The 16765-nt window shown below is 36.0% G+C and carries 15 protein-coding genes, 2 tRNA genes and 1 pseudogene; 7 read left to right on the top strand and 11 right to left on the bottom strand.

Features of this window, described 5'->3' with window-relative positions; genetic code table 11:
* Window positions 1–137 precede the first annotated feature (137 nt).
* Window positions 138–365 (top strand): hypothetical protein, encoded by a 228-nt coding sequence (locus tag AC1M9A_RS04810; RefSeq protein ID WP_481609756.1) that lies wholly within the window; start codon window positions 138–140, stop codon window positions 363–365.
* 177 nt (window positions 366–542) lie between these two features.
* Window positions 543–618, top strand: a tRNA-Thr gene (locus tag AC1M9A_RS04805).
* A gap of 49 nt (window positions 619–667) precedes the next feature.
* On the opposite strand, the gene AC1M9A_RS04800 is transcribed toward AC1M9A_RS04805, so the two are convergent.
* The 3 genes from AC1M9A_RS04800 to AC1M9A_RS04790 form a co-directional block, all read right to left on the bottom strand.
* The gene (locus AC1M9A_RS04800) at window positions 668–1507 is read right to left on the bottom strand and encodes a class I SAM-dependent methyltransferase (protein ID WP_481609755.1); all 840 of its coding nucleotides are present in this window, start codon (window positions 1505–1507) and stop codon (window positions 668–670) included.
* A gap of 8 nt (window positions 1508–1515) precedes the next feature.
* Window positions 1516–2814, bottom strand: coding sequence for an FAD-dependent oxidoreductase (locus AC1M9A_RS04795; protein WP_481609754.1), 1299 nt, complete (start codon window positions 2812–2814; stop codon window positions 1516–1518).
* Between the two features lie 448 nt (window positions 2815–3262).
* Entirely contained in the window at window positions 3263–4132 is an 870-nt protein-coding gene (locus AC1M9A_RS04790; protein WP_035267590.1) for a pirin family protein, read from the bottom strand.
* Window positions 4133–4432: 300 nt separating this feature from the next.
* Between AC1M9A_RS04790 and ycaC the strand changes: the two genes are divergently transcribed.
* Both ycaC and AC1M9A_RS04780 read left to right on the top strand, forming a co-directional pair.
* Entirely contained in the window at window positions 4433–5059 is a 627-nt protein-coding gene (ycaC, locus tag AC1M9A_RS04785; RefSeq protein ID WP_035267592.1) for an isochorismate family cysteine hydrolase YcaC, read from the top strand.
* Window positions 5060–5181: 122 nt separating this feature from the next.
* Complete coding sequence (locus AC1M9A_RS04780) at window positions 5182–6105, top strand: LysR substrate-binding domain-containing protein (protein WP_481609753.1); 924 nt, start codon at window positions 5182–5184, stop codon at window positions 6103–6105.
* Between the two features lie 45 nt (window positions 6106–6150).
* Here AC1M9A_RS04780 and ahpC read toward each other — a convergent pair whose 3' ends face one another.
* The 8 genes and pseudogenes from ahpC to gigD form a co-directional block, all read right to left on the bottom strand.
* Window positions 6151–6714 (bottom strand): alkyl hydroperoxide reductase subunit C, encoded by a 564-nt coding sequence (ahpC, locus tag AC1M9A_RS04775; protein WP_481609752.1) that lies wholly within the window; start codon window positions 6712–6714, stop codon window positions 6151–6153.
* Window positions 6715–7105: 391 nt separating this feature from the next.
* Window positions 7106–7600 (bottom strand): flavin reductase family protein, encoded by a 495-nt coding sequence (locus AC1M9A_RS04770; RefSeq protein WP_035267597.1) that lies wholly within the window; start codon window positions 7598–7600, stop codon window positions 7106–7108.
* Between the two features lie 112 nt (window positions 7601–7712).
* Window positions 7713–8145 (bottom strand): annotated as a pseudogene (locus AC1M9A_RS04765) (uroporphyrinogen decarboxylase/cobalamine-independent methonine synthase family protein); the annotation flags it as partial.
* A gap of 234 nt (window positions 8146–8379) precedes the next feature.
* A complete protein-coding gene (locus tag AC1M9A_RS04760) occupies window positions 8380–10464 on the bottom strand; it encodes a catalase (protein ID WP_481609751.1) in 2085 nt (694 codons plus the stop codon).
* 319 nt (window positions 10465–10783) lie between these two features.
* Window positions 10784–11005, bottom strand: coding sequence for a hypothetical protein (locus AC1M9A_RS04755; RefSeq protein WP_035267598.1), 222 nt, complete (start codon window positions 11003–11005; stop codon window positions 10784–10786).
* 542 nt (window positions 11006–11547) lie between these two features.
* Window positions 11548–11760 carry a cold-shock protein gene (locus AC1M9A_RS04750; protein WP_035267602.1) on the bottom strand — a complete coding sequence of 71 codons (213 nt, stop codon included), beginning with the start codon at window positions 11758–11760 and terminating at the stop codon, window positions 11548–11550.
* 241 nt (window positions 11761–12001) lie between these two features.
* Window positions 12002–12078 (bottom strand) — tRNA-Met (locus AC1M9A_RS04745).
* A 517-nt stretch (window positions 12079–12595) separates the two neighbouring features.
* Entirely contained in the window at window positions 12596–13048 is a 453-nt protein-coding gene (gene gigD / locus AC1M9A_RS04740; protein ID WP_092766480.1) for an Lrp/AsnC family transcriptional regulator GigD, read from the bottom strand.
* Between the two features lie 141 nt (window positions 13049–13189).
* Here gigD and kynU point away from each other — a divergent pair, with 141 nt between their 5' ends.
* The 3 genes from kynU to AC1M9A_RS04725 are packed head-to-tail and all read left to right on the top strand — an operon-like array spanning window position 13190 to window position 16651.
* Window positions 13190–14443, top strand: a complete 1254-nt coding sequence (gene kynU, locus AC1M9A_RS04735; RefSeq protein ID WP_481591876.1) for a kynureninase — start codon at window positions 13190–13192, stop codon at window positions 14441–14443.
* Window positions 14444–14483: 40 nt separating this feature from the next.
* Window positions 14484–15884 (top strand): amino acid permease, encoded by a 1401-nt coding sequence (locus AC1M9A_RS04730; protein ID WP_180028467.1) that lies wholly within the window; start codon window positions 14484–14486, stop codon window positions 15882–15884.
* Window positions 15885–15898: 14 nt separating this feature from the next.
* Window positions 15899–16651 (top strand): alpha/beta hydrolase, encoded by a 753-nt coding sequence (locus tag AC1M9A_RS04725; RefSeq protein WP_481609774.1) that lies wholly within the window; start codon window positions 15899–15901, stop codon window positions 16649–16651.
* The last annotated feature ends 114 nt before the right edge of the window (window positions 16652–16765 follow it).

The following is a 16765-nucleotide window of genomic DNA, read 5'->3' as shown; positions in this document are numbered from 1 at the left end:
CTTCATTTTACTGTCATCAACATCATGTTAAGTTAATAAAAACAATACTTAAGGAGCTGAACAACCTAACAACGTTATTCAAATAGATGATTTTTGCACACCTATTTAAATATAGAACCTGCTATTCCGGAGATAATATGAATAACAGCGCCAACTATGTAAAACAAATTAAAAATGCAAAACGTGGTGGCTACACACCCACTATCGCTAAAGATGTGAATAAACACAAAATTCAAAAAGCGCTAAGATTAATTGAGCAATGGAGAAAATTAGCACAAGAGTTAAAACCTCAAATGCAATTTGATATGGCTTATACTCTTGAAGAGTGTGCACAAGACCTTGATCGTATTCTAAAAACCAAATAGCTGATCCTATAAAATTTTCTCAAGATGCCTGTACACGCTATGACGGGCATCACTATAAAATGAGGAGAAAAGACGATCAAAAATAAAGCAAAAACAATTCATCCTGCTCAATTTTAATTAATCGATTAATTTTTGACTTGCGTTTTAGTGAAAAAACGCTATTATTCTCTCCACGTTGCCGGCATAGCTCAGTTGGTAGAGCAACTGACTTGTAATCAGTAGGTCCACAGTTCGAATCCGTGTGCCGGCACCATTTTATACTTAGCCTCGCTTTTTAGTGAGGCTTTGTTGTTTTTGATGATTTATTTTTTACTTGCTCTCACTTGTACATATCGTACGATTCCCTCTTGATAAAGTTTCGCACACAACTTTGCTGTCATCTTAATTTTTGCCAAATCTAAAACGTGATACGAATAAGCTTGGATGTTATTTTTAAAAATATCACTCTGAATATACGTTGCAAATCCTGCAAATACCTCGTGACTCAAATCTTGAATCTGTATATCTCTAAAACCCGTTTGCACTAAGATTGATTTCGTTTCATCGAATGAGTGCAAATGGTTCAGTTGAACGTCAGCTGCTTTTAATAATAATTTAACTTTCAATTGCGCTAGAGGACTCAAAGTATAGAACTTTGAATTCAAAGCAAGATAATGAAATGCTAAGCGTCCTTTTGAATTCAAAATACCATCTACAGAACGAAGAAATAAATTCAAATTACTGTGATAAGCAGCATCGATGCAAATTGCCGCATCAAATTTAAATTCAAATGATCTAGATTCTAAATTTAAAAATGTTCCCTGCGAGATCCGATTGACATGAGGTAAAAACTTACGCGTATGATTTACATAATATTCTTGTAATTCAATTCCTTCCAAGTATTCGATTTGAAATTTTTCTTTCCATAAAATTAGGCTAGCACCTTGCCCACAACCTAAATCAATTAATTTATCTTTTGAATTTAAATCGATAGATTGAGCAAGGGTTATTGCGAGTAACTCGCAGGCTTGTGGATAATTCAGCTGGTCAGTTTGCCATAGACCTAAATTACTCCAAGCACAATTACGGTGATCCCCCAATAAAACTGCATTGATCGCGTATTTATGTTGAGGTGCTTTCATCCATGCTTGGAGCTTCTTCATTCAATCCCTTAATATCCTAACTCTGGTGCAACCTGTACCTTAGGCTTTAAACCTAAAAATGGTAACGGCGCATCAAGTAATTTTGCTATATCCATTGCTGAAGTCACCGCTGACTCCAAAATTGGTAATCCATCACATGACCAAGAGCCACAATAAAATACTTTACGACCTTGTTGTTGGTGACGAGCACTCAACTCATGCGTTAGTGGTAGAGTATGACGGTCTACAACAGCTCTAGTGAGTTTCACTTTATGTATTACTTTTTTAGGATCAATCTCAATTACTGGATTCCAAGTTTGAAAAACAGGAGATTTACCCACTAATGTTGGCTCAATCGAATTCAGCCAAACAGTGAAATGCTGTTTAGTAAATTTACGATCCATCATATAACTCAATACGCACCAATCTTTACGCTTCACAGGCATTACCACTGAATCAGTATGAATGACCAATTCACCATCAACAAACTTAAATTGTTTGAGAAGTGCAATATCATCCGCAAACTGTTCAGCATCTAAAAACTCATGAACTTTTGTTGTTGGTGTCGCGACAATCACGCGATCAAATAAGTTAGATTCACCTGCTTCATTTTCCACATAGACTAAATCACCCTGCTCTTGTACACGAGTAATAGGCTGCCCACTTCTTAAATCGATATCTTCCAGCAATTTATCAACGAAAGCTGGCGTCCCACCTTGAATTCGAAGAAGTGCATCTCCATCCGTCAGTTGGCGTAAGAAAATCAACAATGGTTTCGCTGGCCATTCACCAATTGTTTTGGCATCACATGTACAAATGGTAAATAGGACAGGCATGACTGCCCCATTCCAAAATACTTCTTCTATTTGGTTATATTTAACGAACTCATCTAAAGTGATATCTTGATTTTTAGATTTAAAAAACTGCTTCAATGCAGATCTAAGTTGTAACATCCCTTTCACTAAACGGATGCCATATTGCTTTAATCCTTTTCGATTGTTAATGATTGGAAAGTTGCCTATGCGTGAACGTGATGTTGTCAGCCAAGTTTCGATTTTATCTTCAAATAACCAGCTACATGACATATATGTACGTACTGGAAAAGTATTGAGACCCAAATGTGTGGCAAGACTCAATGTATTTTTCCAGAGCATTGGATTCATGACACGTAATGGCGAATCAATAATCCCACCTTCATACTCAAGACTATAACTATCCATACCACGCCCTGGAAGCGCCTCGAAAACTGTGATCTGGTGACCAGCATCCTTGAGAATTCTCGCAGTTGCCAACCCTGCCATACCACTTCCAATCACTGCAATTTTCAAAATTATGATCCAAGCATTAAAAATTTTTTTAATTATGCGATAGAACACTTTGAAACTTGCTATTAAAAACTTCCAGATTTTATTTGTTTTTGATTAATTTTTAATCAAATAAATTTACGTAAAATTCTTGCTACACTATTCGTCATACGCTAAATATTTAATACACTTGTATTTTTTAAGAAATCAAAAAATATGTTTAAAAACAAAATAGATATTTTCACCAATAATTTAATTTTTTAGTTTACAGCTTAAAAAAAATGCATTATCATTGTTTTAAAAATGAGAACTACATCACATTAATAAGAAGCACAAATAGAATGTGATCTAGAAAATAAATATAAATTACAGCGTATAAGGACCTCTGTTGTGTGGGATAGAGGTCCTTTATTTTTTTAAAATGATGATCACAAAAAAAGCGGAAATGATATTTCCGCTTTTGTCGTTCCAATTAACGTGCAATTTCACCAAATTTACCATTATTGAAATCATGAAAAGCTTGAATGATTTCTTCTTTGGTGTTCATGACGAATGGTCCATGCCCTTGAATTGGCTCATTTAGTGGCTCACCTGTAAGCACTAAAAATTGTGTATCTTTATATGCTTGCAATTGAATTGCTGCCTCACCATCACGAGCAAACATCACAATTGAACTGTCTAGAACTTTTTGAGTCCCATTAATTACGAGTTCACCATTCAACACTACAACCAATACATTGTGATCTACAGGAACATGTATGAATGTTTCATACTCAGCTTTAAGCTGACCATCCCACACATTTATTGGAGTAAATGTTTCAGCAGGACCATAATGACCACCAAACTCACCCGCAATTACACGGATGTGACCAGCATCATCATCCATGGTAATTGTTGGAATATCATGAGATGTGATCGCTTGATAACGTGGTTGAGTCATTTTATCTTTGGCTGGTAGATTGACCCAAAGCTGTGCCATTTCAAGAATTCCACCTTTTTGAGCAAATTCAGGAGAATGAAACTCTTCGTGAACCAATCCAGCCCCAGCAGTCATCCATTGCACATCTCCTGCCTCGATAACACCACCACCACCACTGGAATCCTTATGTGCCAAACCACCTTGGTAGGCGATAGTCACTGTTTCAAATCCGCGATGAGGATGTGAACCAACACCTAACTGACGTGTCGTTGGCTCAAAGTGATGTGGTGCACCATAATCTAATAACAAAAAAGGACTAAGTGCTTGACCTAACCGATCATAAGAAAATAAGTTACGCACTGGCAGACCATCACCAACCCAATGTGTATGTTGGTTACGATAAACCCCAATTACTCTTTTCATCTTTTACTCCTATATTCGATAGGATGAACATGCGCTCATTTTAGACTTTGCACAGAAAATAAAAAGAGCTTTACTGACATACAGATTCCTATTTTTATGATTATAATAATCTAAATTAATTCATATATGTGACTATTCACTGAAATTTGAAATTTATGATTACAATATTCCTATTAATAAGACTAATTATCCTAAAAATGGTCACAAATTTATCTCATTTTCAGTCTAATATAACTGGTGACTGAATACGAGTTCATTGATACGTATTCACACTTACTAACATCATAGAGGCTAATAATAATGGGCAAACCTTACGTTCGTTTAGATAAAGATAATGCAGTAGTGCTTTTAGTCGATCACCAAACAGGTCTTCTTTCTCTTGTACGTGATATCGATCCTGATAAGTTTAAAAACAATGTTTTAGCACTCGCAGCAGCAGCAAAATACTTTAACTTGCCGACAATTTTAACAACAAGTTTTGAAGATGGTCCTAATGGTCCACTCGTTCCAGAATTAGTTGAAATGTTCCCTGATGCTCCATATATCGCGCGTCCAGGTCAAATCAATGCTTGGGATAACGAAGATTTTGTAAATGCTGTTAAAGCGACAGGTAAAAAACAACTGATCATCGCTGGTGTTGTGACTGAAGTATGTGTTGCATTCCCTACACTTTCAGCTCTTGCTGAAGACTTTGATGTATTCGTGATTACTGATGCATCTGGTACATTCAACCAAATTACGCGCGATGCTGCATGGAACCGCATGTCTCAAGCAGGTGCTCAACTTATGACATGGTTTGGTGCTGCAGGTGAGTTACATCGTGACTGGCGTAATGATATCGAAGGTTTAGGTGCTTTATTCGGTGAGCATATTCCTGACTATAAAAACTTAATGGTTAGCTATGTAAAGAACACCACTAAAAAATAATATTTAATAAAAGCGACCTGTGGGTCGCTTTTTTTTACCATATTCAAAACCCAAGATGATTTCTTGAACGGCTTAGTTTAACCTATGCTTAAACTTTATCGGATCAGGCGTCGAGGTGAAAATTGCATTCATTTGATGACTATTACTATTTTTATTTGGTCGTTAAATACGGCGGTTTCAGTGCTGCTAGTGACGCGTCAAATATAACTAAATCAAAGCTTAGTCGACGTATTTTAGAACTCGAAGCAAAATTTAATGTCACACTCATTCAACGTTCTACTCGCCATTTCAAAGTAACGCCTTTAGGTCAAGAATTTTTTCAAGAATGTGAAAAAGTAATCAACCAAGTTGATTGCGCTCATAATGTTTTACTTAAACAGAAAAGTGAACCTCAGGGTCTAGTTAAAATTAGTTGCCCACCCGTAATGATGCGTTATCAAATTCGCTCTTTACTCAATGATTTTTTAAAGCGCTATCCAAAAGTTCAAGTCGAGATGGAATTAACCAGCCGACGCGTAGATGTATTGCACGATGATATTGACTTGGCGATCAGAACTAATTTTTCTGCCAATGAAGACTCCACCATCGTGGTTCGTGATGTCATCAAAACCACTCATTGTTTAGTGGCAACCCCTGAGCTTTTACAGGGTCGCGTTTTAGAATATCCAACTGAAATCAATGATTTTCCAACAATTGTTTTAGGAACTCAAAAAACACACTATCAATGGAATTTGCACCGAATTGAAGGGCATGATCTCATTGAAATTCCATTACAACCACGTATTAAAAGTAATGATTTGGCTGGTGTGTATTATTCAGTGATGGATGGATTAGGTATTGCAGATCTACCTTATCTTACAGTGCAAAAGGATTTGGCAGCAGGACGGCTTATACACATCTTGCCTGACTGGTGCTCAAATATAGGGACTGTGCAACTCGTTTATGCATCACGTAAAGGACAACGACTCGTGATGGAAAAACTCATCGACCACTTGGTTGATGGTTTACGACAAGCAGCACAAAATCAAGAAGGTTATGCCTCTTAATAAAAAACCAGCACATCGTGCTGGTTCTTTACTTTTCAACTTAATTTAGATCTTACCAACAAGATCGATTGATGGTGCAAGTGTAGCATCACCTTCTTTCCATTTCGCAGGACATACTTCGCCTGGGTGGGCATGAACATATTGAGCCGCTTTCACTTTGCGAAGAAGTTCTTGAGCATCACGACCAATACCACCTGCATTAATCTCTACAATTTGAATTTTTCCTTCAGGATCAATTACAAATGTACCACGATCTGCCAAACCTTCAGATTCAATCAATACATCAAAGCTTTTAGACAATGTCCACGTTGGGTCACCAATAAGTGGATACTGAATTTTACCAATCACATCTGAAGTATCATGCCAAGCTTTATGTGTGAAATGAGTATCTGTAGATACACCATAAATTTCTACACCTAACTTTTGGAATTCAGCATAGTTATCAGCAAGATCGCCTAATTCTGTTGGACACACAAATGTAAAATCTGCAGGATAGAAAAAGACAACAGACCATTTACCTTTAAAATCTTGCTCAGAAACTTCAATGAACTCACCATTTTGATAAGCAGTTGCATTGAATGGTTTGACTTCAGTATTGATTAAACTCATGTGTTTTCCTCTATTTCTTTGTGAGAGTGTTGCTTCGTTGAAATAGAGAATACAAAAGATGATTGGATTGGTAAAACCGAAAGTATTTATAAAAATAATCGAATTTCTAGATTTAAAAGTTAATATATTTCTTTAAGAGAATAAATTAAATATAAAACACTGATTATTTTTTTTAAAAATTATTTAATTGGTTTCAAATTTTTGAAAATAATACTTTTCTTTTTTCATCCCAAAGAGAAAGATCATTCACTCTGTATGATCATAAACGATTCGAGTAATATCCATTGGGTTTAACCTCACACTATGAAAGCTCACTGTTCGAGGCTTACCATTCACCATCTTTCCCAAGATCATTATAAGAAACGATTGAAAATCTTGCTGCTCTAGCTCATTAAACTTCCTCTTCTGCACTCACCTGATGATAAGATCGATTAAAATAGACAAGACTTTCCTCTTGCGAGCTTTGTTGAATGGCTACAACTCGGCAAATAAAAATACTGTGTGTGCCCACTCGTTGAATTTGCTCAATCTCACAATCAAAACTGACTAAAGCGTCCTTTAAAACCGGGCAACCTGTTTTCAATTTACCCCATTGGGCTAATCCAAAACGTTGTTCTGCACTCAATTGACTCGATGCAAAAGCATTTGAAAGAGACTCATGTTGAGAACTGAGCACATTGACAGATAAAACTTTGTTCTCAATAAAATACTGATGAGATCGGGATGATTGATTCATACACACCAAAAGCGTAGCAGGTGAATCAGTAACGCTACATACAGCAGAAGCCGTGAAACCATGCTGTCCTGTTTCACCAGCTGTTGTAATAATATTGACTGCAGTGGTTAATAAAGACATTGCGTTTCTGTAGTCTGAAGCTTCAACCATTTTTCTCTTCTCAAATATAAATTGCTAAACTCGTGCGAACCTAGGATATAGGTGATTGCACAGATGATCCATCTTGAATGTAGAAAATAAACTCAGCTAAAGCACTAACTTCTTAGTTTAAGATCGCTGAACCCATACTTAAGGCTTCAAGTTTGTCACGTCCCACGTGACGAGACAGTGGTATCATTCCACAGTTGGTTGAAGGATATAGCTTATCAGCATCGACAAATTGCAAAACTTTACGCAAAGTGTTCACCATTTCGTCAAGTGTTTCAATTTGATTGGTTGCCACATCGATTACACCGATCATGACTTTCTTCCACGAATCAGTTCAATAAGATCCATGGATATATGTGAGTTTTGCACTCTAAAGAAATGATGCCCCAACTTAGATTTTTGTAGTATCGGAGTGACGTTTCAAAAGGACACCGTTCATTACTCAAAGTTTGTTTCCCATTTTTATTATCTTTCATAGAATTACTTTTACAAATATGTATGGCGGTTTCACATTTCAAATTTTCAAGCGCTAGCTCAAGAATAGCAATTCTCTAGACAAATCAAAATTAACTTTGTATCAAATTAATCAAGGTCATCAATAGAAATAAATCAAGTAGCGATCTAACGTCGCTCGAATGACGAGTCTAAAAGCTCTATGATGAACTGTGCTCAGATTATTCACGGTATATTTACTTAAGACCAATCAAAATAATTCGATCAATAAACCTATCATGACTACCTAAAAAAAGAGCCTAGATAGTGAATCTAGGCTTCTCTTATTTTTATGCTGGGATACTTGCTACTATATCCTCTCGAGACCAGAGTCTGTGATTTTGTATCGCTTTCTTAAATTTATCTTGATGATCTTTAAAGGTTTTACTACTAAAAATAGCATCATCTTGTTCGATACCAAAGTATTCGAGAAGATTTTCTTTATCTCCAAGCAAATAAATTGGTTTAAGATGTTTAAACGTTTCAAGAACATAGTGTTTTGCAACTCCATCAGCCTTAAATGCTTCTAGATTATCGCCATCAATAACAACAATTGCGTCATATGTGACTGACGGCTCACCATTTTGTCGACCATCTACTGCAATTTCTTTTCCATCTTTAGATTTAACTGGAGCTGCACTTGGAGCTAAAACTTCTGCAACCGCATTTTCACTTTCAGCCCATGCTTTCACGGCATCTACAGAAGTTGCATTTGCACCATTATGCACAAGTACTGCAATTTTACGTTGTTTAATATCTGGTGCAGGGAAAGCCTCAATGCTAAGTTTTTCTGAAATTTTAACTTTACTTTGTTTTTTAATCGCTGGCTTATCAGACAGTTTTAAACCTAACTCATTTGCAACGTATGTCGCGAGATCTTTATCGATATTTACTAGAATTCGATCAACCACGCGTTGACGAATTTCTTCATCTTGAACTTTAGAGAGTTCAAATGCATAAGCATCTTTAATATGCTGTTGTTCATGCTTCTTCAAACTCATATAGTGAAGTGTCGCTTGTGAGAAATGATCTGCAAAGCTTTCAGGTCGAATACGTAATTTACTTGCTTCCACATGTTCAGGATAAGAACTAAATCCCCCTTCTTGCTGCCCAATTTCTCGTGGCCAATTATCATCCACTGAATTTGGTTCATAATTTGCTTTTCCCTTGTAAACTTCATGGTTAGCAAATCCACCACGTCTATTGGTATGAAAAGGGCATACAGGTTTATTAATTGGAATTTGGTTAAAGTTAGCTGTACCTAAACGATGTAGATGGGTGTCTGTATAGCTAAATAATCTTCCTTGAAGTAAAGGATCATTACTAAAATCTATACCAGATACAATATTTGCTGGGCTAAAAGCAACTTGCTCCGTTTCGGCAAAGAAATCATCTGTATTACGGTTCAATATAAATTTGCCTAATGGAGTTACAGGTACTAATTCCTCTGGTACAAGCTTAGTTGGATCTAAAACATCAAAATCCCATTCAGAAGCTTCTTCTTCCGTGAAAATTTGAGCTCCTAGCTCCCATTCAGGATAATTTCCATTTTCGATTGCATCCCATAGATCTCGTCGATGGAAATCAGGATCTTTGCCATTCAGTTTTAATGCTTCGTCCCATACGACTTGAGCAACCCCTTGCTTTGGAGTCCAATGAAATTTGACTAAATGAGCTTTGCCTTGCGCATTGATAAGTCTGAATGTATGTACACCGAAACCTTGGATAGAACGCAAATTACGAGGAATAGCACGATCTGACATCACCCAAGTTGTCATATGTGCTGTTTCGGTATTTAAAGAAATGAAATCCCAGAAGGTATCATGTGCTGATTGTCCAGTCGGGACTTCATTCGGATCTTCTGGCTTGACAGCATGGACAAAATCAGGAAATTTAATAGCATCTTGTATAAAGAAAACAGGAATATTGTTTCCTACTAAATCATAATTTCCTTCTTGCGTATAAAACTTAATAGAAAAACCTCGAACATCACGCACAACATCTGCTGAGCCACGTCCACCTTGAACTGTAGATATCCGCGCAAAAATAGGGGTAGGATTGCTGGTATCAGTCAGAAATTTGGCTTTAGTCCATTTTTCATTGCCTTTATACGGTTCAAAATATCCATGAGCACCAAATCCTCGAGCATGGACAACTCGTTCTGGTATACGCTCACGATCAAAGTGAATCAGTTTGTCACGTAATAGAAAATCTTCTAACAGTGTAGGACCGCGCTCCCCTACTTTAAGACTATTCTGATTATCAACTACAGGAACCCCTAGTGAAGTCGTAAGTGTTTTACCTTTAGGGTCGACATAGCTATCCTGTTCAAACTGTTGAATTTTTGCATTGCTACTGATCTTTTTCTTACTCATGTTATTTTCCTTATTACATAGTTGTTAAGATAATAAGTTGTGCTTTATAAATTGAACTTACACAGGTCACTATTTGTACAGCAATTTATCTTAGTATGTTAAAAAGATATTCTCATTATAGTTTTACTTAAAAATAACAATGTTAAAAAATGAGTTATCCAACTTTTATTCACATAATTTTCGGATATTTTTTATAAAATCATCATTGGTATGTATGGGGTAAATCTTAATCGTGATCTATATAATTCTGTTACTAGTATTATGATTCTATTTCCATAAAAGTCTAATTTTTCGCATTAGACTTTTATGAAAAATATTTTTAAATCATAATCTTATATAGATTATTAAATCCCAAGAAAAAAGATCGGCCATCTAAGTTTATTTCAAATACTTCACCTGATTCGACTTCAACTTGTTTAGAAACTTCTACAAGAATTTGCCCTCTCATCGTATTTTGAACTTTATGAAATGGGATAATGTTAATTCGAATGGTTTCACCATTCACTGCTTTTGCTGTAGTCCAGCCATTAGAGATATTCATTTTCACTTACTCATTCATGAGCTCATGTAAAATTAAAAATAATATTAAATATTTAAATCGAGAGTATGGATTCTGATATCGAAGAGGCTCAAGCCTATAATTCAAATTACAATTTTACATTAGCATGTATTTAATTATAAAAAGCCCACAATGAGATTGTGGACTTCTAAGATCGGCATGGTGCGAGTTCATGCTCTGCGTTAACTGTTTAGACATCATAGATATTAAAATCTATAAATTGAGAATACGCAATTCTAAGTTCTATCTAAACACTTCCGTTTCGCTTACGGATTCGATCAACAACGATTATACCATAAAAAATACTTTATGGTTTAATTTTAATATTTAAATGAGCTGGTAAATTTTACCAGTATTTAAACTATGAAAATTTAAATCAAAACTAGGTCTTATATTTTCATTATCAACAGTGATAAATTTAATATTTATTTGAGATAAGTTCGAAGCATGCTGCGAAGTATTAAATGTACCTATCACTGCATATTTAACTTCAAACTGATCTTTCACCTCAATTAATGAGGTATTCATGAAATAGCTACAATATCACTTGCTTGTAAGCCACGCTGACCTTGTTGTACAACAAATTGAACTCGCTGTCCTTCGACTAGATTCTTGAAACCATTTGCTCGAATTTCACTAAAATGAGCAAATACATCTTGACCATTATCTACAGCGATAAATCCGAAACCCTTAGTTTCGTTGAACCACTTAACAGTACCAGTTGTTAAATTAGACATCATTTATTTCCTATATTATGTAATGAATAATTAGAAAATAATTTTGAAGATAGACTTTTAATAGAATGAAAGATGTAATTAATATCAGATCAAAATAAAATTAGTAAACAATAAAATTATAATTCTAGAAAACCAATATAACACATATTTAATTGATTTATTGATTTAATTTTCTTTAATAAAAAAACCTAACTACAGATCGACCGCAATTAGGTTGTAAACTTTTAAATTAGTTTTTAATTGGTAGCGGGAGCTGGATTTGAACCAACGACCTTCGGGTTATGAGCCCGACGAGCTACCAGACTGCTCCATCCCGCATCAACAAGTGCATTTGTACGCTAATTTGAGATATATAGCAATCTAAATAATTTATTTTTATCAAAAACTATAAAATCATTATCGTTACTAGATAAATTATTCAGATAATTCTGTTTTAAATTTTTGATGTAAAGACCTATACAAATTGAGTTTAAATTTTTCATTATTTAGTAATAATGTCGACTCTTCAGCCCAAGTAGCCTTTCCCACATCTAAACCAGAATGATTCAATGCCCAATCAGATATATACCCATAGATAAAAGAGTTATCAGCAAAGACCCATTTTACGATCTTATTTTGTTCATTCAGAAACACTTTATATGTAGGTAATGAACCAAAAAAACTAAATTTAGTGTATATATATTTGTAATGTTCGTTCATAGAATTATTTAAAAAAAAAGATGAACCATAATAGCAGTTTTATGTGTTTTAACTCATAAAAAAACATCGCTTGTAAAATCAATTCGAGGTTGACTTTAAAATACGGATTCACTTTTTTTCATAAAAAAATTAATGATCACATAAAGGTCTTCTCGATCACTTTTTCAAGAATAATTTTAGAATTAATGTTGGCTATACCTTTAATTTTGTTTAACTTATTAATAATAAACTGGGAAAACCCATTTAAATCTTTGGTGGCCACAAAGAGAACGTAATTCGAATCCCCTGTAATGATAAAAGCATTGATCACTTCATCAAAATTACGAATCTGGCTCAGAAAATGCTGATGATCTGATTCGGTCAGCTGATTGAGTTTAATTTCAACAATCGCCTCAACCTGAATACCCAATTTTTCATAATTAATTTTTGCTTGGTATTTTTCGATGACTCCATTGTTTTCTAAAATTTTGACACGTCGATGGCATGCTGAAGCAGAAAGATTCACTAAATCTGCCAATTCCTGATGACTTAGTCGTGCATTTTGTTGTAATAGTCTTAAAATTTTATGATCAATGAGGTCTAAATTCATTCCTAAATATCATCCTGATTTTTTATATTTAATTCGAATACTATCCAGTTTTCACGCAATTTCAAGCATAATTATCGGATAAATACTAAAAATTACCGTGATAAAATCGAATGAAATAACACGGACCGAGTTAGGATAAAAATGATTACCTTAGATCAATGCAAAGCATGGGATGCTGAAGACGAACTGAAACATTTAAAAAATGAATTTGCTTTACCTGAGAATACTATCTATCTAGATGGAAATTCCCTTGGTGCACGCCCTAAATCTGCTTTAACACGTGCTCAAGAAGTGGTGAGCCAAGAGTGGGGGGAAGATCTCATCAATAGCTGGAACAAAGCGGATTGGTGGGGATTATCGACTCGGTTAGGTGATAAGGTGGCTCAGCTCATTGGGGCAAATCCAGGCGAAACGGTGATCTCTGATTCAACCACACTCAACTTATTTAAAGCACTCTCTGCTGCTGTCAAAATCCAAGCTGAAATCGCTCCTGAACGTAAAGTGATTATTGCGGAAAAGGACGTCTTCCCGACTGACCTCTATATTATTGAAGGTTATATTGACCTTGTTCAAAAAGGCTACCAACTGGTTTTAATCGAACATCCTGATGAATTAGAAACCACTCTGAAAGCCCATCAAACGGCAGTTGTGGTGTTGTCACATATCAATTACCGCTCAGGATATTTCTATGACATGGAACAGGTCAACCAAACGATTCATCAATATAACGCTTTGGTCATCTGGGATTTATGTCACTCTGCAGGTGCTGTGCCAATCGATTTAAACAAGACCCAAAGTGATTTTGCCGTAAGTTGCACATATAAATACCTTAATGGTGGACCAGGTTCTCCTGCTCTCATCTGGGTAAATGCAAAACACCAAAATAAATTTTGGCAACCTCTTTCAGGATGGTGGGGGCATCAACGTCCTTTTGATATGGCTGATCACTACGAGCCAGCTCAAGGCATTCGTCGTTTTTTATGTGGCACACAAAGTATTTTGTCCATGAGTTTGATCGAATGTGGTTTAGATGTGTTCTTAAAAACTGACATGCAAAAGATCCGAGAAAAATCTCTAAATTTAACAGATCTCTTTATTCAATTGGTTGAACAGGAATGTGCTGAATTTGGTTTTGAGTTAATTACACCAATCGATCATTTACAGCGTGGTAGTCATGTGAGTTATTGCCATGAACACGGTTATGCCATTGTCCAAGCGCTTGTTGCACGTGGTGTGATTGGAGATTACCGAGAGCCAGCCGTGCTCAGATTTGGGGTCACACCTTTGTACCTAAGCCATGAAGACATTTGGCATGCTGTTCAACATCTTAAACAAGTGATGCTGAATGAAGAATGGAAAAATGAAAAATATTCGGTGCGAGGTCAAGTAACTTAATTCAGTTACTCACTTTATATCACCATGGCCAGGAGGGCTTATGAGTAACTTCGATAAAATTCAAACACGCGAAGCAGGATTACATAAAAAATTAACCGCTAAACAAATGGGCATGATTGCAATAGGCGGTGCCATTGGCACCGGTCTATTCATGGGTAGTAAATTTGCCATTAGTTTTGCAGGACCTGCTGTCATTCTAAGCTATGCGATCGGCGGATTAATTGCTTTTGCACTAATGGCTTGCTTGGCAGAAATGACTGTACAACACCCCACTTCAGGCTCGTTTGGTGCTTACGCTGAACATTATATAAATCCACTTTCTGGTTTCTTAGTTCGTTATAGCTACTGGGCATGTATCGTGTTGGCTGTAGGCACAGAAATTACCGCCGTGGCTGACTATATGAAACTTTGGTTTCCTCATGTCGGTTCAGGTATTTGGATCGTGTTTTTTTCAACCGTACTTCTCGCAGTAAATGCTTATAGTGTCAAAGCATTTGGCTTAGTTGAATATTGGTTTTCGACGATCAAAGTGTTTGCCATCATTGTGTTTATTCTGTTGGCAATAGGTATTTTGACGCAAGATCCAAATCCTCATCAAGCGCTAACTCACAATCTCACTGCACATGATGGCTTTATGCCAAATGGATTTAAAGGTGTTTGGATTGGTGTCATTATTTCTATTTTTAGTTATCTCAGTATCGAAATGATCGCGGTTGCTGCAGGTGAAGCCAATGATCCTGAAAAAGCAGTTAAATACGCTTTCAAAAGCACTGCGATTCGCTTATTTCTATTTTATTTACTATCGCTGAGTTTAATTGTCACTCTCGTTCCATGGACTCAATTGATAGCACCAGGTGCAACCAGTCCTTTCGTGTCTGTTATGCAAATTGTCGGCATTCCTTTTGCTGATCATATTTTAAACTTCATTGTGATTGTGGCAGCACTGTCCGCAATGAACAGCATGTTATATATCTCAACGCGTATGTTATTCAGTTTGTCACGTTCAGGAGATGCACCTAAGCTGTTTGGTAAAATTCGTAAAAATGGGGTGCCCATCAATGCCTTGCTACTTTCGGCAACAGGTATTGCCGTGGCGAGTATTGTTTATAGCATTAATCCCGAATCAGCATTTCCAATCATGATTGCACTGTCCATGTTTGGAGCTTTATTTACTTGGGGGGCGATCTTTGCCACACACTATTTCTTTAGAAAGAACTTAGCAAAAAATAATATCCACCTCAAATACAGCATTCCTGGTAGTCGTTATATTTCCTTTATTGGTTTGTTTGCCATTCTTGCAATCACGCTTACCACATGGTTTACGCAAGAATTTAAATCAACTCTCCAGTTTGGCGTGCCTTTTATCGTGATGTTAATCATTTTCTATCAAATGAAGAAATCATCCTTAAAGCATCAATTAACTGAAAATGAACAAGCCTAGTAAAGGAGCTGTAAATCATGCTCTATGACAACTCGAAAACTGTGGTGGATGAAAATCAGATCTTGTCTGATTTTAAAAAAATGAGCCAAGCAACTTATGAACAACACCATCATATTGCCGATTTACAGTATGACTTTCAGCGAAGATCTACACTGGATTTTTTCCCCACGCCTGTTGCCACCAATACTACTGTTATTTTTATACATGGTGGTTATTGGCAATGGTGTGAAAAAAGGGATTTTGCCTTTGTTGCTGAATTTGTTTTAAAGCAAAATGCTCAATGTGTGTTGGTTGAATATGATTTAGCACCTCTAAGTAGTTTAAATCTGATTAATCTACAAATTCGCAAAGCGCTCGATTATATCCACAAACAAACTTGGATCAGCTCCAATGTCATTGTGGTTGGGCATTCTGCCGGTGCCCATTTAGCTGCTTTAAATTTAGATCACCCCCTGATTGGTTCAGCAGTATTACTCAGTGGGATCTATGACCTAAAACCGATTCAAGAAACACATTTAAACAAGGCGCTAAATTTATCTGAGCTAGACATTAAAAACTTAAGTCCAGTTGAACATTCTACGCACTTTGCTAAGCCCTGTACGATTGCGTATGGACTCGATGAGTTACCAGAACTGAAATGGCAGAGCCAAAAATATTATCAAATTCGACAGCAACTAGAGCCTGAATTCACGCATCTATTGAGTTTTGTAGACACTAACCACTACTCCATTTTGGAACGATATTTTAAATCGATAATGACCACCTAATTTCTGCTCAGCTTTAATCAGCTGAATCACCAGCTTAATTCATATCTAGTCACACGGATGTTACTATGTCAAAACCATGCTTTTACAAGCTATTCCTTTCCTGCACCTTTATTT

The organism is Acinetobacter sp. ANC_7634 (assembly GCF_056779875.1).
This window is presented reverse-complemented; position numbering and strand designations above follow the sequence as displayed.